The organism is Bacillus sp. SJZ110 (assembly GCF_006715455.1).
Lineage (GTDB): Bacteria > Bacillota > Bacilli > Bacillales > Bacillaceae > Bacillus > Bacillus subtilis.
Genome location: NZ_VFNF01000004.1, coordinates 237,684 through 257,455, shown reverse-complemented (window position 1 = coordinate 257,455; position 19,772 = coordinate 237,684). Strand labels below are relative to the sequence as shown.

The 19,772-nt window shown below is 42.9% G+C and carries 20 protein-coding genes and 1 other annotated feature; all 20 genes read right to left on the bottom strand.

Annotated features, from left to right (window positions below; genetic code table 11):
• Positions 1 to 85: 85 nt before the first annotated feature.
• The 20 genes from rpoD to FB592_RS13685 all read right to left on the bottom strand — a co-directional run bounded on the left by rpoD (position 86) and on the right by FB592_RS13685 (position 19,652).
• Positions 86 to 1,201 carry an RNA polymerase sigma factor RpoD gene (rpoD, locus tag FB592_RS13780; RefSeq protein WP_003226225.1) on the bottom strand — a complete coding sequence of 372 codons (1,116 nt, stop codon included), beginning with the start codon at positions 1,199 to 1,201 and terminating at the stop codon, positions 86 to 88.
• Positions 1,202 to 1,399: 198 nt separating this feature from the next.
• On the bottom strand, positions 1,400 to 3,211 hold the full coding sequence (dnaG, locus tag FB592_RS13775) for a DNA primase (protein ID WP_014480290.1): 1,812 nt from the start codon (positions 3,209 to 3,211) through the stop codon (positions 1,400 to 1,402).
• A gap of 33 nt (positions 3,212 to 3,244) precedes the next feature.
• On the bottom strand, positions 3,245 to 3,739 hold the full coding sequence (locus tag FB592_RS13770; protein ID WP_003230065.1) for a YaiI/YqxD family protein: 495 nt from the start codon (positions 3,737 to 3,739) through the stop codon (positions 3,245 to 3,247).
• Between the two features lie 253 nt (positions 3,740 to 3,992).
• A complete protein-coding gene (locus FB592_RS13765) occupies positions 3,993 to 4,805 on the bottom strand; it encodes a pyruvate, water dikinase regulatory protein (RefSeq protein ID WP_003230064.1) in 813 nt (270 codons plus the stop codon).
• Between the two features lie 25 nt (positions 4,806 to 4,830).
• Positions 4,831 to 5,469 (bottom strand): transcriptional regulator CcpN, encoded by a 639-nt coding sequence (gene ccpN / locus FB592_RS13760; protein WP_003237058.1) that lies wholly within the window; start codon positions 5,467 to 5,469, stop codon positions 4,831 to 4,833.
• Positions 5,470 to 5,601: 132 nt separating this feature from the next.
• Positions 5,602 to 7,641 carry a glycine--tRNA ligase subunit beta gene (gene glyS / locus FB592_RS13755; RefSeq protein WP_038829712.1) on the bottom strand — a complete coding sequence of 680 codons (2,040 nt, stop codon included), beginning with the start codon at positions 7,639 to 7,641 and terminating at the stop codon, positions 5,602 to 5,604.
• A complete protein-coding gene (glyQ, locus tag FB592_RS13750) occupies positions 7,634 to 8,521 on the bottom strand; it encodes a glycine--tRNA ligase subunit alpha (protein ID WP_003226213.1) in 888 nt (295 codons plus the stop codon). Before glyQ ends, glyS begins: the two co-directional genes overlap by 8 nt.
• Before the next feature lie 82 nt (positions 8,522 to 8,603).
• Positions 8,604 to 8,779: a binding site (T-box leader), on the bottom strand.
• 39 nt (positions 8,780 to 8,818) lie between these two features.
• A complete protein-coding gene (recO, locus tag FB592_RS13745) occupies positions 8,819 to 9,586 on the bottom strand; it encodes a DNA repair protein RecO (RefSeq protein WP_014477369.1) in 768 nt (255 codons plus the stop codon).
• A gap of 36 nt (positions 9,587 to 9,622) precedes the next feature.
• Positions 9,623 to 9,766 carry a YqzL family protein gene (locus FB592_RS13740; RefSeq protein WP_003230053.1) on the bottom strand — a complete coding sequence of 48 codons (144 nt, stop codon included), beginning with the start codon at positions 9,764 to 9,766 and terminating at the stop codon, positions 9,623 to 9,625.
• A 147-nt stretch (positions 9,767 to 9,913) separates the two neighbouring features.
• Positions 9,914 to 10,819, bottom strand: coding sequence for a GTPase Era (gene era, locus FB592_RS13735; protein WP_003230051.1), 906 nt, complete (start codon positions 10,817 to 10,819; stop codon positions 9,914 to 9,916).
• The gene (locus tag FB592_RS13730; RefSeq protein WP_003230049.1) at positions 10,800 to 11,210 is read right to left on the bottom strand and encodes a cytidine deaminase; all 411 of its coding nucleotides are present in this window, start codon (positions 11,208 to 11,210) and stop codon (positions 10,800 to 10,802) included. The genes era and FB592_RS13730 overlap by 20 nt, the downstream gene beginning before the upstream one ends.
• A 118-nt stretch (positions 11,211 to 11,328) precedes the next feature.
• A complete protein-coding gene (locus FB592_RS13725; RefSeq protein ID WP_015384119.1) occupies positions 11,329 to 11,700 on the bottom strand; it encodes a diacylglycerol kinase family protein in 372 nt (123 codons plus the stop codon).
• Positions 11,681 to 12,154 carry an rRNA maturation RNase YbeY gene (gene ybeY, locus FB592_RS13720; protein WP_003230039.1) on the bottom strand — a complete coding sequence of 158 codons (474 nt, stop codon included), beginning with the start codon at positions 12,152 to 12,154 and terminating at the stop codon, positions 11,681 to 11,683. Before ybeY ends, FB592_RS13725 begins: the two co-directional genes overlap by 20 nt.
• Positions 12,155 to 14,290: a cyclic-di-AMP phosphodiesterase PgpH gene (gene pgpH, locus FB592_RS13715; protein WP_014664649.1), complete on the bottom strand. Its 2,136-nt coding sequence runs from the start codon at positions 14,288 to 14,290 to the stop codon at positions 12,155 to 12,157.
• 78 nt (positions 14,291 to 14,368) lie between these two features.
• On the bottom strand, positions 14,369 to 15,328 hold the full coding sequence (locus FB592_RS13710) for a PhoH family protein (RefSeq protein WP_014477373.1): 960 nt from the start codon (positions 15,326 to 15,328) through the stop codon (positions 14,369 to 14,371).
• Positions 15,325 to 16,521, bottom strand: coding sequence for a sporulation protein YqfD (gene yqfD, locus FB592_RS13705; protein WP_003230033.1), 1,197 nt, complete (start codon positions 16,519 to 16,521; stop codon positions 15,325 to 15,327). The genes FB592_RS13710 and yqfD overlap by 4 nt, the downstream gene beginning before the upstream one ends.
• 18 nt (positions 16,522 to 16,539) lie before the next feature.
• Positions 16,540 to 16,821, bottom strand: a complete 282-nt coding sequence (yqfC, locus tag FB592_RS13700; RefSeq protein ID WP_003226191.1) for a sporulation protein YqfC — start codon at positions 16,819 to 16,821, stop codon at positions 16,540 to 16,542.
• 56 nt (positions 16,822 to 16,877) lie between these two features.
• Entirely contained in the window at positions 16,878 to 17,297 is a 420-nt protein-coding gene (locus tag FB592_RS13695) for a hypothetical protein (RefSeq protein ID WP_024573276.1), read from the bottom strand.
• 24 nt (positions 17,298 to 17,321) lie between these two features.
• Positions 17,322 to 18,317 carry a flotillin-like protein FloA gene (floA, locus tag FB592_RS13690; RefSeq protein WP_003230026.1) on the bottom strand — a complete coding sequence of 332 codons (996 nt, stop codon included), beginning with the start codon at positions 18,315 to 18,317 and terminating at the stop codon, positions 17,322 to 17,324.
• A gap of 21 nt (positions 18,318 to 18,338) precedes the next feature.
• A complete protein-coding gene (locus tag FB592_RS13685; RefSeq protein WP_038829709.1) occupies positions 18,339 to 19,652 on the bottom strand; it encodes an NfeD family protein in 1,314 nt (437 codons plus the stop codon).
• Positions 19,653 to 19,772 lie beyond the last annotated feature (120 nt).

Here is a 19,772-nt window from a genome sequence, read left to right as displayed (position 1 = left end):
GACATCATTTTTCAGTAAAATAAAGGCATATTATCCATATATCTTTTTAAAAAAAGAAGAACGGATCTTCAAGACCCGTTCCATCTTATTCGAGGAAATCTTTCAAACGTTTACTTCTGCTAGGATGTCTTAGTTTCCGCAACGCTTTGGCTTCGATTTGTCGAATACGCTCTCTCGTTACTCCAAATACTTTGCCGACCTCTTCTAATGTTCTTGTACGGCCGTCATCAAGACCGAATCGAAGACGCAATACATTTTCTTCACGATCAGTTAACGTATCAAGCACATCTTCCAGCTGCTCTTTCAATAGCTCGTATGCAGCGTGGTCAGAAGGTGAAGTTGCTTCTTGATCTTCAATGAAATCACCAAGGTGCGAGTCATCCTCTTCACCGATCGGTGTTTCCAGAGATACCGGCTCTTGAGCAATCTTTAAGATTTCGCGTACTTTTTCAGGCGTTAAATCCATATCTTCCGCAATTTCTTCAGGTGTTGGTTCTCTGCCTAAGTCTTGCAGTAATTGACGCTGCACACGGATTAATTTATTAATGGTTTCAACCATATGAACGGGAATCCGGATCGTTCTCGCCTGATCGGCAATGGCGCGTGTAATCGCCTGTCTGATCCACCACGTAGCATACGTACTGAATTTATAACCTTTGCGATAATCAAATTTTTCAACGGCTTTCATCAGGCCCATGTTTCCTTCCTGGATCAGATCAAGGAACAGCATACCGCGTCCGACATAACGTTTTGCGATACTGACAACAAGCCGCAGGTTCGCTTCAGCCAATCTGCGTTTAGATTCTTCGTCACCTTCTTCAATCTTTTGAGCGTAGGCGATTTCTTCTTTTGCAGAAAGAAGGTTAACCCGACCGATTTCCTTTAAATACATACGAACTGGGTCATTGATTTTAACGCCAGGCGGTACACTTAGGTCATTAAGGTCAAATTCTTCTTCGGCTTTGGCAAGCTGCTGAATATTAGGATCTTCTGTTTCTTCATTCTCACTAATTAATTCAACACCTTGTTCACCTAAAAATTCATAATACTCATCCATTTGGTCTGATTCAATTTCAAAGCTGGACATACGCTCAGCAATTTCTTCATATGTCAAAACGCCACGTTTTTTACCAGACTCTGTTAATTGCTCTTTTACTTGGTCGAATGTTAATTCTGTCTCGTGGGTTTGTTTATCAGCCATTATGGATCCCTCCTTCCAAAGCTTGCAACGAATTCTATAAGCGGTATGATTCTTATTCGGTCCATTCAGGCGTTTTCTATGTGAACTGCCTTTAACAATGTGCGAATAATGAAATGACAATTCATGATGAGGTTAAGCGATCTATTTGCTCCTCCGCAAGGAATCATTGCCAATAAATGCTCCTCATCAGTTCTCCAGTTATTTTAAAGATCGGTTCAATGTAACGATTTCTTGAGCCAGAGAAGCAGCTCTTAAAAAATCTTTTTGCCTTTCGGCTTCGGCTCTTTCCGCCTCTTTTTCTTTTATCATTGACCAATTTCTTTGATTCAACACTTTTTTTACATAATCTGATAACTCGGCTTCGCTAAGCTCTTGATTAACCTGAAGCATTAATATATCAGACAAGAGCTGGCTTATATGATCATCCGTCACCCTGGCCATCAGATGCTGAGGCGTCAGCTCGGCTCCCTCTTCATAAAAAGCATAAAGATAGGCGGCTAATGCCCGGTGCTCATCAATATTAAATTGAAACCCTACCCGGTCAATCACTTTTTTGATGACGCTCCGATCTCGAAGCATGTGAGCGAGTAACAGCCTTTCTGCATTTTCATATGCCGGACGCAAACGTTTTTGCCTTGCTTTTGTCGTCAGATGCGCTCGCCGCGTTTTTGTTTCACCGCTATTGTCAGCAGGTTTGTTTTGCTTGCTGAAAACAGACAGCTGCTCAGTTAAAGACTCCTGTGAAAGCGAAAACTCTGAAGCAAGCTGCTTTACATAGACTTCCTGCTCTAGAGACCCTGAAAGCGTGCTGATTTCTTTCAGTACGTCTTTAATGTAAGCCAGGCGGTCGCCTTCATCGGACAGGTTCTTTCCTTTTCGGAAATATTGCATTTTGAACGCCATTACGGTGACACTGGCGTCAATAATGTCGTTTTTAAATTTTTCCCCGCCGAATTTTTTGATGTAATCATCAGGGTCCAATCCGTCAGGAATCATTGCAACTCTGACTTTGCAGCCTTTTTTTTGCAGAAGCTCCGAAGCTTTTAGGGTGGCTTCATAACCGGCTTTATCAGAGTCATAGCAAAGAATGATTTCTTCGACGTTTCTTCTCAGGATCTTGACATGATCATCTGTAAGAGACGTTCCCATCGTGGCTATGCTTTCTTTTACACCCGAGCTTACAGCCGATATGACATCAGCAAACCCTTCAAATAAGACTGCTCTTTCCTGCTTTCTGATATGAAGGCGGGCCTTATAAAAATTGTAAAGCAGTTTACTTTTATGAAAGAGCGGGGTTTCAGGACTGTTCATATACTTAGGCTGCTGACTGCCAAGAGCCCTGCCCGAGAAAGCAACAACAGCCCCGTGATGATCATGGATCGGAAACATGACACGGTTTCTGAAGCGGTCGAAATATCCGCTTCCGTCTTCGCGTCTGATCAGGAGACCCGCTTTTTCCATTTGTGCCTCACTAAATCCCCTCTTTACAAGGAATTTCGTGATAAAGTCCCAAGAATCAAGAGCATAGCCAATCTGAAATTCATCAATCAGCTCTTTCGTAAAGCCCCTAGAAAGCAGATAATCCAGTGCCTCTTGACCTTCTTTTGTATTTATTAACAAATGATGGTAAAATTTCTTCAGGAGCTCATGTGCCTCAGCCATTTTTTGTTCTCCAGAAGACTCTGGCCGGGCTCCGGAATGGACTGTTATATCATCTGGAAAATCAATTTGGTATTTGTCAGCAAGGTGAGAAACCGACTCGGCAAATGAGTAGCCTTCCATCTGCCTTAAAAAAGAGAAAACATTGCCGCCCGCTCCGCAGCCAAAGCAATGAAAAATCTGTTTGTCGGGCGATACGGAAAACGAAGGTGTGCTTTCTCCATGAAAAGGACAGAGTCCAAAGTAGTTTCGGCCTTGCTTCTTTAATTGAACATAATCACCTATGACTTCAACGATATCTGCCGACTTTTGCACCTGATCCACAATTTCATCTGGTATCCGATTTCCCATCTTATAACACTCCGTCGTACATTATTCGATGCTTTAGTGCAAAATCCCTTCATCGTTCGACAGGATTTTTTGCAGCAGTGTAATAAATCGTTCTCGATCTTCTTTATTCAATTTTTTAGGCCCTTTGGCATATACGCCTTTTCTTCTTTGTTTGCCGGAAAAATGACGGCCCTCTAGAGCAAAATCAATCGTGTCTTCTTTGTAAAGACGACCTCTTTCCGACATAACGGAGACATTTCTGTTCAACAGCAGAGATGCTAATCCGATGTCCTGCGTCACAACAATATCTCCCGGTTTCACGTGATTTGCGATATATAAATCAGCAGCTTCTTTATGAGGATCAACATACTTCCATTTTTCTTCATTGCTTCTGGAAAGCTGATAATGTTCAAATGAAGCGACAAAAAGAACTTGAACTTCATACTCGGATGCTGTTTGTAAAATTTCATCTTTTACCGGACAAGCATCAGCATCGACAAAAATCGTCTTTTCTTGTTCATTAAGAAGAGTAATTCTCCATCCCTCCATTAAACTCCTGCATAAAAGCAAGCAAAATCGCACATCCTTTATTATTGTGGATGTATATGAATTTGTCGAAAAATTTCCGGGAGAAATTCTTGACATCTTACCCATAATAGTTTATTCGTATCACACGATCCTTAAACCTAAAATTAATCATTTTATCACAATTTTTTATTATAATACAAACTTCACAAAGATGCTATTGTTTTTCATTATTCCCTTTTGGCACAGCCAAAAACCCAGGATAGAGCGTCCTGAGTTATATGTTTTTTGTTTTGAGATGATGGATAATATTTGCTGTTTCCTCAACCGCTTTATTTGAAACATCAACAACCTGGCAGCCGATCCGATCCACAATCTTTTCGAAATACTCGAGTTCCTCTTTGATTCTGTTGATATTTGCATAAATCGCTTTATCATTAAGCCCGAGTGATTTTAAACGTTCTTTTCTGATATGATTCAGTTTATCAGGGCTAATCTTTAAACCGATGCATTTTTTCGGATCAACGTTAAAGAGTTCTTCCGGCGGATCAACCTCCGGTACAATCGGAACATTGGCAACCTTCAGGCGTTTGTGTGCGAGATATTGAGACAGCGGTGTTTTAGACGTTCTTGACACGCCGATCAAAACGATATCAGCTTTTAAAATTCCTCTTGGATCACGTCCATCATCGTATTTAACTGCAAACTCGATGGCCTCCACTTTTTTGAAATAATCTTCATCAAGCTGGCGCACCCGCCCCGGTTCGTATTTCGCTGTTAAACCGTAGGCTGTTTCCATTTTATCAATCAACGGGCCGATAATATCATAATATAAAACATTTGCTTTTTCCGCTTCGGCTATCAAATATTCTCTGATTTCCGGCACCACGAGTGTAAAACAGATAATGCCGCCGTCTGCCTTTGCAAGTGAAATCACTTCATTGATAGTGCCTATATCTTCAACATAAGGAATTCTTCTTACATGAGTATCATCCGCTGATCCGTTAAATTGGCTGAGTGCTGCTTTTACTACCAATTCAGCCGTTTCACCGACGGAATCCGATACAACATAGATGATGCGGTTATTCATATTATCCCCCCGTTAGTTTGCAATCTTATAGGATTTCATTTTCAGATAAACTGACAAGTATTTTGGTCATATTTGTTTTTGTCACTCTGCCGATCACTTCAAAGCCTTTATCGGTGTCTTTGATGACAGGAAGTGCATCAATTTGTTTTTCTATTAAGTGCTTTGCAATGTCCATCACATAATCCTCGCGTCTGCACACCGTAATGTTCGGCATCCTTGTCATGATGATGTGAACAGGGACCGATGTAAGCTCCTGCTGGCCAATGCTCGCTCTGAGCAAGTCTTTTCGTGAAAGCACCCCGACTAAAACAGCATCGCGGTCCACCACAAACAGAGTACCTACATCTTCTAAAAACATGGTGCAAATCGCATCGTACACAGAAACGTTTTCGTGAATCACTACGGGGATAGATTGAAAGTCTTTCACCTGAAGCTTTTTGAGTTTATCCGCCAAAAGCTGCGTGCCGGTTTTTCCCGTATAGAAATAACCGACTCTCGGGCGCGCCTCGAGGAATCCTGACATGGTGAGTATGGCTAAATCCGGGCGCAATGTCGCCCTGGTTAGGTTCAGCTTTTCTGCAATATGCTCCCCTGTAATCGGCCCGTTTTCTTTTACAATCTGCAAAATATGTTCTTGCCGTTTATTTAGTTCGATCGTACTCACCACCTTTTCACTTCATAGCTATGTAAAGAAATAATAATCCATATTATAACGTAAATATCTTGTAATCAAACAAAAAACTTATAAATGGGGAAAAGACGATTACCGATCACACAGCAACCGCCTTTTCTCTCTTTATTTTACAATAAGGGCATTCATATTCGCAAAGGACTTGATCTCATCCGCCAAGCTTACCATTTGCGCTAAACGATTTGCCTTTAATGACTCATTATCCGCTATAACCATTGTATGATCGAAGTAAGCATCGATCGGTTCTTTTAAGGCTGCAAGTGAAGCAAGCGCCGCCTCATAATCTTTTTTGCTGAAGTTTTCCTGCAGATTTTGCTTCGCTGTTTGGTAGGCATCAAACAGTTTTGCTTCGTATTCATTTTCAAACAGATCAGGCTGAATGTCTCCGCGGACTCCTTTTTTGCTGATAGAGATCACTCGGCCTAACGCTTCGGCTGTTTCCTTAAAGCCAGGTGCACCAAGCTTTTGCTCCAGTACTTGTGCTTTATGCAGCGCAGAGTACGGCTCAAGCTCAGAGCTTTCCAGCACGGCGTCAATGACGTCATGTCTGATTTGTTCAGCATTCAAGACATATTTCAAGCGCTGAGTGAAGAAATCCAGCAGTTCATTTTCTTTATCGGTTTGAACGAAAGTAAGCAGCTCTTCAAATGAAATTCCCCAGTTGCGGTCAAGAAGAATCGCAACAATACCGCTTGCTTGGCGGCGCAGTCCGTAAGGGTCCTGGGAACCGGTCGGAATTACGCCGATAGAGAAGAATGAAGCGATTGTGTCAAGCTTATCCGCCATTGCTACAACAGCTCCGGTGAAAGTAGAAGGCGTTTCTCCGCCCGCTGATCTAGGCATATAATGTTCATTAACTGCCGCCGCCACAGCTTCATCTTCGCCAAGCATTCTCGCATACTTTTCGCCCATAATTCCTTGAAGTTCAGGGAATTCATATATCATATGCGTCACAAGGTCGAATTTAGAAATTTCAGCAGCCCGCTTCACATGTTTTAATGTATCTTCATCAGCCTGAAGACGAACGGCAAGTTTCTCTGCGATTGATGTGACTCTTCTAACCTTATCAGCAAGAGAACCAAGCTCTTCATGGAAAACGATATTTTCAAGCTTCTTCACATTTGCATCAATGTTTAGTTTCTGATCTTCTTTGTAGAAGAATGAAGCATCAGATAAACGTGCGCGCAGCACTTTTTCATTGCCTCGGGCCACATTTTCAATCGCGTGGCTGTTGCCGTTTCGGACTGTGATAAAGTGAGGCAGCAGGTCACCGTTTTTGTCTTTGACAGGGAAGTAGCGCTGATGCTCTTTCATTGTCGTGACAAGCACTTCTTCAGGAATTGACAGAAACTCGGATTCAAATGAACCGTAAAGAGCTGTCGGGTATTCTACCAAATGATTCACTTCATCAAGAAGGTCTTCGTCAACTGGAATGCTCCAATTGTTTTCAGCAGCCATTGCTTCCAGCTGAGATTGAATCATTTGCTTTCGGACGCTAGGATCAGCAATAACATGCTGTCCTTTGAGCTGCTCTTCATAAGCTGAAGGTGATTCAATTGACACTTCATGTCCGAGGAAACGATGTCCCTGTGTTGTCCGTCCAGACTCAACGTTTGTGATCGAAAATGGAATGACATCCTGTCCAAATAATGCGACAATCCATTTGATCGGTCGGATATAACGCAAATCTTCATTTCCCCAGCGCATGTTTTTCGGGAAATGCAAGCTTGTAATTAAACCGCTCAGTTCCGGCAGAAGCGACTTCGTTTCTTGGCCGGCTTGGAATTTTTGCACGAATACATACTCTATGCCTTTTACTTCTTTAATGTACAGGTCTTCCACATTCGCGCCTTGGCCTTTTGAAAAGCCGATTGCCGCTTTTGTCCAGTTCCCGTCCGCATCAAGGGCAATTTTTTTCGCAGGCCCTTTTGCTTCTTCTTTTATATCATCCTGCTTTTCTGCGACATCCTTAACGAACACAGCAAGACGTCTCGGTGTATTGAAGAGTTTCACTTCACCGTGAGTAATATTTTTTTCTTTAAGCCAGCCTGTCAGCTTGTCGCCAAGCTGAACCATGCTTTCATTCAAAAAGCGCGCCGGCATTTCCTCTAATCCGATCTCTAAAAGTAAATCCTGTTTACTCATGAGAAGAACCCTCCCCTTTAAGCATTGGGAACCCTAGTTTTTCTCGTTCCTCATAGTAGGTTTTTGCTACTTTTCTAGCTAAATTCCGCACTCTTGCGATATAGCCCGTCCGCTCGGTAACAGAGATCGCACCTTTGGCATCAAGCAGGTTGAAAGTGTGCGAGCATTTCAGCACATAGTCATATGCTGGATGAACAAGTCCGTTGTCCATTTGCTTGATCGCTTCTTTTTCATATGTGCTGAACAATTGGAACAGCATATCGACGTCTGATGTTTCAAACGTATAAACAGAATGCTCATATTCAGCCATCATGAATAAATCTTTTACTGTAAACCCTGACGTCCATTCCAAGTCAAACACGTTTTCTTTATCCTGGATATAAGACGCGAGACGCTCAATTCCATACGTAATCTCTACAGAAACGGGTTTACACTCTAATCCCCCGACCTGCTGGAAATACGTAAATTGTGTGATTTCCATTCCGTCAAGCCAAACTTCCCAGCCTAGACCCGCGCAGCCTAAAGACGGATTCTCCCAGTTGTCTTCAACAAAGCGAATATCGTGCTCAAGCGGATCAATTCCAAGAGCACGCAAGGAATCCAAATACAGCTCTTGAATGTTATCAGGTGACGGTTTAATAATGACCTGGAACTGATGATGCTGATACAGTCTGTTCGGGTTCTCCCCGTAGCGGCCGTCTGCAGGACGTCTGGAAGGCTCTACATAAGCCACTTTCCACGGCTCAGGGCCGATACTGCGCAAAAATGTATACGGGCTCATCGTGCCGGCTCCTTTTTCTACATCGTAAGCCTGCATAAGCACACAGCCCTGACTGGACCAATGCTTTTGCAAGGTTAGAATCATGTCTTGAATATTCATTTCAAGCACCTCCACTTTTCTTTCATAAGTTGACTGCGGCAGCAACCAAAAAACTCCCGTCTCTATGCTTGCCAGCCGCAAACATAGGGACGAGAGTTCTCCCGCGGTTCCACCCTAGTTGCTGAGAACCAAATCCCAGCCTCTTTTTTTAAAATTGCTCAAGAATGCCTTTCGTTGCGTGCTCATCCTTAGCTTACACCGCCCTAAGGTCGCTTTCATGAGGTAAACGCAAGTACTTCTTTCTCTCACTGCAACATATTTTATAATAAATGATCATATAAAAAGATGGACCAAATGTCAACTTTTGTTTTCACCCATAAGATGTTTCATACTTTCCATTTGATCTAAAAAGCGCTTTGATTTTAAATACAATCCCGAATATTCTTCGTAATATAAATCAATCACTTGCTTTAATTCAGCTTTTGTTTCCTCTTTTAAGGACACATTGCCGAGCCTCGACAGATCAAAATAGTAAAAGAGTCTTAACAGCCTTGCCGTTTGCGGTTTAATCGGTATCCTGTAAGGATCTTTTTCAAAACAGCGGTGGCATATAAAACCATTATCACGAACAGAGAAATGAAAGGTTCCGTCTTGGCTTTTACAATGAACACAATGATTTAGCTCAGGATACAGGCCCATGACACCGAGCATCTTCATTTGAACAATGAAGGTGATAACATCCGGATCTGTTCCTTCATTCAGCTGTTTTAATGATTCTAATATGAATTCAAATAAATAAGGGTTTGGCTTTTTTTCTTCAGTACCTCTGTCGACTAACTCAGCAATATAGGCAGCATATGCTGTTAAAAACAAGTCTTCCCTGATGCCTCTCATGCTGAGGATCATTTCCCCCTGCTGAAGCGTTCCGAGGCCCGATGTTTTTTGCATTAAGAAAGAACCATACAAAAAGGGCTGGCTGACTGCTGATAAACGGCTGTTCGGTTTTTTGGCGCCTCGTGCCATAACACCTATTTTTCCGTGTTCTCTTGTCAGTAATGTTACGATTTTATTCGTCTCTCCGTAATCATTTGTGCGAAGAACGATTCCTTCACATTTTGTCAGCATTTCCGCACCTTCCTCAAGCAGGAGCGGCCAAGAGGTTTATAAAATTGGATAATCAAATCGGGCTAGCTCATCTTCTAGTTCTTCGGGTCTTTCCATGTTCTCTTTTTCCAGTTCTTTAAAAAGAAGATACGTATCAACATTTCCTGTTTGAGAAAATACGTTCCAGGTAAAATTCAACACAAGAAACCCACCTTTCTGTAGTTAAACTAGCTTACCTAAACTCCAAATTCTTACCTTTATCTTGACCAGATGTCCTCCATTTCATGTTAAACAAAATTTGCTAATGTATCCCTGTTCCTGTGAGATAATGACACACACGGGAAGAGATTAATATTCGTCCTCTTTAAAGCCAAAATCGCGAAGCTGGGACATTTTATTACGCCAGTCCTTCTGCACTTTCACCCACAATTCAAGGTAGACACGGGAGCCCAATAGTGCTTCAATATCTGCTCTCGCTCTTTTTCCAACCTCTTTTAGAAGGCTTCCTTTTTTACCGATCACGATGCCTTTCTGAGAATCCCGCTCGACCACAATCGTTGCCGCTACGTGCACAGAACCGTTGTCCTGCCCTTTGATGGATTCGATGGCCACCGCAATGCTGTGCGGGATTTCTTCTCTCGTCAAATGCAGCACCTTTTCCCTGATTAATTCAGAAATGATAAATCGCTCAGGGTGGTCAGTTACCTGGTCACTCGGATAGAATTGCGGCCCTTCCGGCAAATACGCTTCAATCTGAGCGAGCAAGGTTTCGATGTTATTTCCTTCTAAAGCAGAAATCGGAACAATTTCCTTAAAAGGATAACGTTTGCGGTATTCGTCAATTAGCAGAAGCAATTGGTCGGGATGAATTTTATCGATTTTGTTTACGATTAAGAATACAGGCGTAGACATCGTCTGCAATTTCTCAATGATGAATTCGTCGCCCTTCCCGTAGCCTTCCTCAGCATTGATCATAAACAAGATCAAATCGACTTCTTTTAATGTATTTTGCGCCACTTTCATCATAAAGTCCCCAAGCTTATGCTTAGGTTTATGAATCCCTGGTGTGTCAATAAAAATGGTTTGTGATGTGCCTGTCGTCAGTACTCCTTGCACCTTGTTTCTCGTCGTTTGGGGCTTATCGCTCATGATCGCGATTTTTTGTCCAATGACTCTGTTCAAAAATGTAGATTTTCCTACGTTTGGTCTTCCAATAATGGATACAAATCCTGATTTAAAGCTTTCGTTCGTCATGTAAATCCTCCGATGAAAATGCGCCTGGCAATAATTCTTCCACAGTCATTTCTTTTATTTGTCCTTGTAAATTAGTCAGTACGACAATAACGTCTTTTGTGCAAAGCTCAGAAATCACCTGGCGGCAGGCTCCGCACGGAGATACTGGTCCAGGGGTGTCAGCCGCAACGGCCAGCATCTGAAACTCTGTATCCCCTTCAGAAACAGCTTTAAATAAAGCGGTACGCTCGGCGCAATTGCACATGCTGTATGCCGCGTTCTCAATATTGCAGCCTCTGTACACTTTTCCATCCTTGGTAAGAAGAGCGGCTCCTACTTGGAATTTGGAATACGGCGCATATGCCATATCACGCGCTTTTAAAGCTTCTGTTATTAATTCTTGTCTGTTCATGTGTACATTCCTCTCTTACCTATAATGGTACCGCTATCACTTTATATTTTACATAATCGCGCGCTTTTTTTCACGCCCATTTCTAAAAATGTAAAATAAATGTAAGAATTTTCAGCCATTACAGCTTTGGCAAAAAAATAAGTAAACCAATGATACACGAAATCACGGCAAAAACGCAAACAGCCCCGGCGGCAGCGTCCTTAGCCGCTTTAGCAAGAGGGTGATGTTTGTCAGTTATTAAATCAACCGTATGTTCAATGGCTGTATTTAAAAGCTCAAGCGAAAACATACCGCCAATCAAAAGGAATATAATCATCCACTCAATCATGCTGAGCTCTACAAGGAAGCCGCAAATGAGAACAGCGCAGGCGGCTGCGGCATGAAATTGGAAATTCCGCTCCGTCCGCGCTGTTTCCCATATGCCCCGGCCTGCATGCACGAAGCTTTTGAAGAACCGCTTCAGCTCATTTCTATGATCTTTTGAGTCCATAAGCGTCCAGCAATTCCTTTTGCTTAGTAAACATCTCCTCTTCTTCCTCTTTCGTCATATGGTCATATCCTAAAAGGTGCAGAAATCCGTGTACAGCTAGAAATCCGAGCTCTCTTTTAAAAGAATGATTATACTCCTCTGCCTGCTCTCTTGTGCGATCGGCACTGATGATAATATCGCCTAAAACCGGAGGCATTTCGGCGCCCACGATTTCGATCTCGCCTTCTCCCTCTTCTTCAAGAGCAAATGAGATGACATCTGTCGGAGCATCCTTTCCCCGGTATTCTTTGTTAATCTGATGTATGTCATCATTGGAAACAATCGTGACAGAAACTTCAGCCTGATCCTGAACGCCTTCACGCTCAGCGGCAAATTGAAGCAGATTTTCTACTTCTTTGAGCATCTCTTCTGAGACGCTTCCCGTTTCATCAACGATATCAATCAGTAAACTCATCTATTTCACCTTCTTAGTAGCCTCCGGATATTCAATCCGGGAGTGGAAAATTCCTTTTAATGTTGCACAGAGCGTTTTTGCGATTGTATCCAGCTCTTTAAATGTCAAATCGCATTCACTGAACTGTCCGTCCTGAAGCTTATCGGATATAATACCCCGGACAAGCTTTTCAATTCGTTCAGGATTTGGATTGTGCATGGATCTGACGGCCGCTTCAACACTGTCGGCCACTGATATAATTGCGGCTTCCTTTGACTGCGGCTTCGGCCCCGGATAACGGAACTCTTCCTCTGTAATCTGGTCGCCTTTTTCCTTCGCTTTATAGTAAAAAAACTTTAAAAGCGAGGTTCCATGATGCTGCTCAGCAATATCGACAAGCTCTTTCGGAAATTTATAGCTTCTCAGCATATTCGCACCGTCTGTCGTATGCGAGATAATAATATTTTTACTCAACTGAGGTGACAGCTTGTCATGCGGATTGTCAATATTCATTTGGTTTTCAATAAAATATTGCGGGCGCTTTGTTTTTCCGAGATCGTGATAATATGCGCCGACTCTTGCAAGCAAACCATTAGCCCCAACCGCTTCACAGGCTGCCTCTGATAAATTGGCAACCATTACACTGTGATGATATGTACCTGGTGTTTCTGTCAGTATTTTGCGCAAAAGCGGATGGTTAGGATTAGACAGCTCAAGCAGCCTCATTGTGGATAAAATGCCAAAGCCCGTCTCAAAAAACGGCATCAAGCCGATGATCAGTACAGACGAAGCAAATCCTGACACAACCCCCATCAGCATTAATGTTCCGATTTCAAGACCCGACAGTGCAGTGTTTTGGATCAATAATAAAGAAAGAACGACAACCATATTGATAAACGCTACGAAAAGCCCGGTCTGCAAAATCTTTGATCTGGCATTGTGCTTTCCTAAAAATAATACACCTGAAATGCCGCTGATCAAATAATAAATCCCTATGACATAATTGAATGTTCCTGTCACACCCTGATTAAACATCATACTTCCGCAAATCGCAAGAATGATACTTCCCAAAATGGCAATGCGTTCATTCATCAGCAGTTTGATTAAGATGGCGCCGGCCGCAATGGGGACCAGATAGCCGATATTATTATACTCCATCTTCTGAAACAAACTGACAACCTCCATGATCACAAGCAAAAGTGTTGTGATAATCGAGAATAACAGAATGGATTGATTTTTAAACTTCAGATTTTGTTTCTGTTTTTCAAAATAATATACAAGTGTTGCAATGAAAAGTCCGATCATAATCAATAGCCCGCTGATCGGTTTAAAGAGATTTGAGTTATTTAATAACCCGGTCAGCTCAAGTTTCCTGTACACTTCCCGATCAATGAGGTCATTTTCTTCCACGAGCACTTGCCCCTGTTTGATTTGAACCTGCTGGACATTATCTGAGGCTTCCTGCCGTTTTGCCTCTGTTGCTTTCGGATCGAAGACGTAATTCGGAATAATAGCAAAACGTCCGATTTCTGTCGCGGCTCCCAAGTATTTAGACGGAATAGAATTGCTCTTTAGCTCTTTTTCTACCTTATCCTTTGCATCAGATAGTTTATCCGAAGGGATTTCACTGCTCATCACCGTATTTACTGCGGTAATGACCGTATCTCTGACAAAAGAAAAGTCTTCACTGTCTGCTTTCAGCAATGTCTTGATGGAATCCTCCGATATAGAATCATTCACATCTGATGTCAATTTGTCCTTTACAGATTTGACCATTGATTTTTCCGATGGTGATTTACTGCCTTCTTCCGATGATTTTTTCACTTCACTAATACTGTCGAATATTGATGACACAAGGTCAATCCGATTATCTGTGTATTCTTTTTTTAATGTATATTGATCTTCAACCGCGTCTTCAGCGGCTTGCTTTTTTTCCTCTGTGGCTTTTTGATCTTCCACGGTTGCCGGAGCGTAAATGGTCTTGTCGCTGACTGAAAACAGGTCTAAATCAAGTGTTTCCGGCTTAACATGTACAAAGAGCAAAGCAAACATAATGGCAGCCAGCAGAAGATACAGCAGTACATGCATGGAGCGGGCATTTTTAAAATTGCTCCATTTTTTTGAGCTGCTTTTGGTCTTAGCCTTCTTTTTCAACACAAGAACCTCCTCTTGAAACATCAAGCCCACAAGCAATCATAAAAATGACCCGATAACGCGCGATCGGGTCATTCAGCATTAATTTTGCTTATCGTATGCTTCAATAATTTTCGCAACAAGCGGATGTCTGACCACGTCTGTCTGGTCCAGCTCAATCATAGAAATGCCGTCTATTCCTTTTAGCATCTCCTTCGCTACTGCAAGTCCCGATTTGACGCCTTTCGGCAGATCAATTTGGCTAACGTCACCTGTAATGATCATTTTAGAGCCAAAACCCAGTCTCGTCAAAAACATTTTCATTTGAGCAGGCGTGGTATTCTGTGCTTCATCAAGTATAACATAAGCATCATCGAGCGTCCGTCCCCTCATATATGCGAGCGGAGCAATTTCAATGATGCCTCTTTCCATCAGACGTTCTGTATGATCTGCCCCAAGCACATCATGGAGAGCGTCATACAGCGGGCGCAAATAAGGATCTACTTTTTCTTTTAGGTCACCTGGGAGAAAACCGAGGCTTTCACCGGCTTCCACAGCAGGTCTTGTTAAAATGATTTTTTTGATATGTCCGTTTTTTAAAGCATGGACTGCTTTTACGACAGCCAGGTACGTTTTCCCGGTTCCCGCCGGACCAATGCCGAATACAAGGTCATTCCGCTTCATAGCGGCCACGTATTCCCGCTGTCCCATTGTTTTTACACGGATTGATTTGCCTTTTGCGTTTTTTGTAATTTCTTCTTCATACATGCTTTCAAAGTATTCAAGTTCATTCTTCTTTGCCATTTTGATGGCGTAAATCACATCACGTTCAGAGATCTCTATCCCCTTGCGAATTAAAGCGAGGAGCGATCCCAGCAGCCTGTCTGCAATCTGAAACGATTCATCATCGCCTGAAACATAAATCGTCTCGCCGCGCGTAATGATATTTACATTCAGATCTTTCTCCATCAATTTCAAAAAAGAATCTTGGTTCCCGAAGAGTGAAAGCGCCTCGTCCGGGTTTTTCAGTTTTTGATTCATCGCAAGTAAATGTTCTGTCATTCTTCAGTCTCCCTGACAATAGGTGTGGTTTGAACGATATCTTCTATAACTTGGTAGAGAATAATCAACTTTACTTTACCATTCTCAACAGTCTGGTGCAAAACTTTTTCACTTTTCACCTCGCCGTTTTCGCCTATTTTATCCTCTACATCCTGTTTACCCAATTTAATGCCTTCTTGAACTGCTTCTTCTTTCGTATATTTTCGCAAAGCCTCTTCACTTTCTCTCGTTTGCTCTTTGACATAGGATACAGGGAGCTTAAATCCGAGAAAATGAAGCGAATGCTTTTCTTGTTCTGTTTTTGGATGCTTCAATTCCTCTTTTTTAAACGTCATCCCCCAGATCGGGATTGCCAAAGAACCAAAAGAAAGCTTGTGCTTTGTCCTTACTTTGCCCGTATAGACGTTAAATAATGTTTCAAGCGGGACTGTCACTTCTGATCTATACCAGGTTTCTCCGTAAATTTCTGCTTTTGAGGCGACTTCCTGCTGATGGTCTTCGCTGCCGATCAGTCCCGAAACAAGCAGCTGCCCCTTTTCAACATGATCGTGTATGGCGGCCATGGGCTGTCCTTTTTGCACAAACATTCTCGTAATGGTTGCTTTCTTTTTGGCGACAATATTGCGCGGGCTAACATACTTTTCTTTTTCGGGCTCATTTTTCTCCACAACTTTCATGTGAATGGTCGTCCCCTTCAGATCAACTCCGACCCAAGTGATATTGTCTATTCCATTGGTTAATGATTTCTGTATTTTTTCGGGCGACATCATTAAAAACTGCAGACGGCCCTTTTTGACGCCGATTTCATTAAGATGCTGCCTCATTTGATGTTCTGTTTCAGGCTTAGCGCCTGTCACATCAATTTTCCACACCATATTGGACAGCAAAAACAAGAGGATGAAAAAAATCGCAAAACCGATCGTAAACCCTATATTCAGCTTTGATTTCAGCAACAGGAAGGGAAATCCCTTCCGATTGATAAATCGGGCTTTACATTTAAATTTACTTCTCACCCGCCGAAAGGCATGTACATCCTGAAGCTGTATATATAACGATACGGCTTCTTTCTTTTTTTTGACATGAAAGACCGGAATCCCCTGTCTTGTGCATTCATTAAGGAGCCGCTCAATCCCTCTTCCCGTCAATTCAAGCTGGACCTTACCCGAAAAAAAAGACAGCCATTTATTTTTCACAACATTTCCCCCTCGGCTTTATGACTCAACATATCGAACGACATCAATCGTACCCTCCAAAAGTATCTCTTCCGGAAGAATCGCCTTGATGACAAAATTTTTACCAGATATGATGCACTGGCCCTGCTTCAGCATCAGCCTCACTTCATTCTCACTGAAAAGCAAAAGGCCTCTGTGGTTTTCTATGTAGATATGAAGTCTGCCAACCATTGTAATCCTCGGCAGATCCATCATAACGTCCGGGGGAATTTCCAATGCTCTTGTCAGCCAAGCTTTCATACGATTCTTTCTTTGCCCCATACAAAAAGAACCCCCTTTCATCTCATATGTATGATTTGAAAGGAGGTTCTAACACTTTAATTTTTACGGGCCGAGCGCATCGTGCGGTGAGGTTTTTTCGCCCGTGGAGGCCCGAACACCTCTCCTAGAACGATCCCCTGTACGACGGTGTCTTTATTCACCTGAAGCATTTTTTGTTTTGTGTATACTGTTTTTTGTTTGGCAGCAGCAAGATCTCGTTCCAGCCCTTTCAGGTTTCTTGCTGTTTCCCTGCGTCTTTCTTCCGCTTCCCGTCTTGCCTGTTCCATACGGTTAGGGATAGGTGCAGGGGCATCTTCTTTTGACTGCTTCTTTTGAGGAGAAGCAGATTGCACGTGTTGAGGTTTTTTTCTTTTTTGGCTGTTTTGCTTTTCTTCTTTGCTCTTTTTGCCGAAAATCGCAGAAATGATTCCGATGATCGCTGCAATAATAAGCGGATTGGTCAGTAAATCTTCCATCAGCGTTCTCCCTTCTTAGAGAGATTATGATTTGCGGTCTTCATCCGAAGGGTCTTTCGTCAGCTTGCCGAATGAATCACGCATTTCTGTGTCAGCATCGATGTTCTTGATATTCATGTAATCCATGACGCCAATATTCCCTTCACGCAAAGCTTCTGCCATCGCAAGCGGCACTTCCGCCTCGGCTTCTACCACTTTCGCGCGCATTTCTTCTACGCGGGCACGCATTTCCTGTTCTTGAGCGACAGCCATCGCACGTCGTTCTTCCGCTTTTGCCTGCGCGATATTTTTATCAGCCTCGGCCTGATCGGTTTGTAAAATTGCACCGATGTTTTTGCCGATATCTACATCTGCAATATCAATTGAGAGAATTTCAAACGCAGTTCCTGAGTCCAATCCTTTTCCAAGGACTGTCTGAGAAATCATGTCAGGGTTTTCAAGCACTTTTTTATGATTATCAGATGAACCGATTGTAGAAACGATCCCCTCACCTACACGAGCTACAATGGTTTCTTCCCCTGCTCCCCCGACGAGGCGCTCGATATTCGCTCTTACTGTGATTCTTGCTTTCGCTTTGACTTCAATCCCGTCCATTGCGACACCTGCAATGAACGGTGTTTCAATCACCTTAGGATTAACGCTCATTTGAACAGCTTCCAACACGTCCCGGCCTGCAAGATCAATGGCAGCACAGCGCTCGAATGTGAGTTCAATGTTAGCTCGCTGAGCGGCGATAAGCGCGTTGACGACTCTGTCAACATTACCTCCAGCCAGATAGTGGCTTTCAAGCTGGTTTGTTCCAACATTAAGTCCCGCTTTATGCGCTTTAATCAGCGGGTTAACAACCCGATTCGGAATGACGCGGCGAAGCCTCATCCCAACTAGAGTGAAAATGCTGATTTTCACTCCGGCTGCCAAAGCTGAAATCCAAAGCATTACAGGCACAAATGTAAAAAATACTGCCAAAACAATGATCGCTACTGCGACAATTGCCAGAATCATAAGTGTTGACGGATCCATATAACTTCTCCTCGTTTCTATTTAAATTTCTCTCACGACAATGCGTGAGCCTTCTACTTTAATCACTTTTACTTTTTTATCTTTTTCTGTAAACGATCCCTCCGAAACAACGTCAAGGCGTTCATCATCAATAATTACGGTACCGGAAGGACGCAGCGGTGTAAAGGTTATACCCACTTTTCCCATTAAGTCCGTTCGCGTTTGATTTGAAACGTAGCCGCTCTCCGTATTTGTAGAATCATTTAATATCAATTTCTTAAAGAATTTCATACGTTTTCCCAACACCCTTGTCAGTAAAATAAACGCTGTAATCGAAACAGCTGAGGCGATCAAGAGAGAAACCGCCATGACAGTGAAGCTCCCCGCAGCTAAAAACAGGCTCGCAATAATCGCTCCCAAGCCCAGTAATCCAATGATTCCTCCGGGAAGAAAAATCTCAAGCAGAATGAGAATCACCCCTGCTATAAAGAGGAGAACCGTCTCATACCCGGCAAGACCGGCTGCAAGATGCCCGTAAAAGAACAGCAATAACGCAATGAGTCCAGCCGTTCCAGGGAGGCCGACACCCGGGGAAAAAAGCTCCACCGTCAGACCTAAAAAAGCGATTGTCAGCAGAATAGGGACAATGACCGGATTCGTCAGCCATCTTGCTGTCTTTTCCGCAAAGCTCTCCTTTGCGTAGCTGATCTGCGCCTTTTCGAGCCCAAGCTTCTTTACGAGCGTGGACAAATTGTCAGCAGTGCCTTCTGAATAGCCTACCTCAATTGCCTTGTCTGCGTTAAGTGTCAACAGATCTCCCTTAGGCGCGCCGACTTCCTTGGCATCTATATCCGGGTCAGCCATTGCGAGCGCATATTTTGGATCGCGGTTATTTTTCACTGCGGCATCTTCCATCTCTGCCAGCCAAAGTGATTGAGCTTTTTGGTCAGCGGCATTGCCTTGGCCATCAACAATCGCGGCGGCTCCCATTTTTCCGCCAGGCGCCATATAAATGTGATCTGCTTGAAGTGCAATATATGCACCAGCAGACAACGCGCGTTTGTTGACATATGCAGTTACGGGGATCTCGCTATCGGTTATCAAATCGGCCATATCAATAGCAGATTTGACCAATCCCCCCGGGGTATTGATATCAAGAATAATATGGTCTGCATGTGCATCCTTTGCGTCTTGTAACGAACGGGACAAAAACGAGACGAGACCCTGTTCGACATTTTTTTCAACCGGAATCACATAAACAGTTTGTTTTTCTGCTTTAGCGTTCAGCTGTACGCCTAATAAAGAAAGCAAAAATATACCCAAAAGAGCAGCACGGAATCCTTTGATTTGAAGCAAGGGCGGTGTATCCCTCCTTCCTTTTATAATAAGTGCCTTCTCTTCATACGTAACAAATGTATCAAAGGTTTCATTTTTTTATGTATAAAAAAAGACATCTCTCTTAGAAAGATGTCCTTT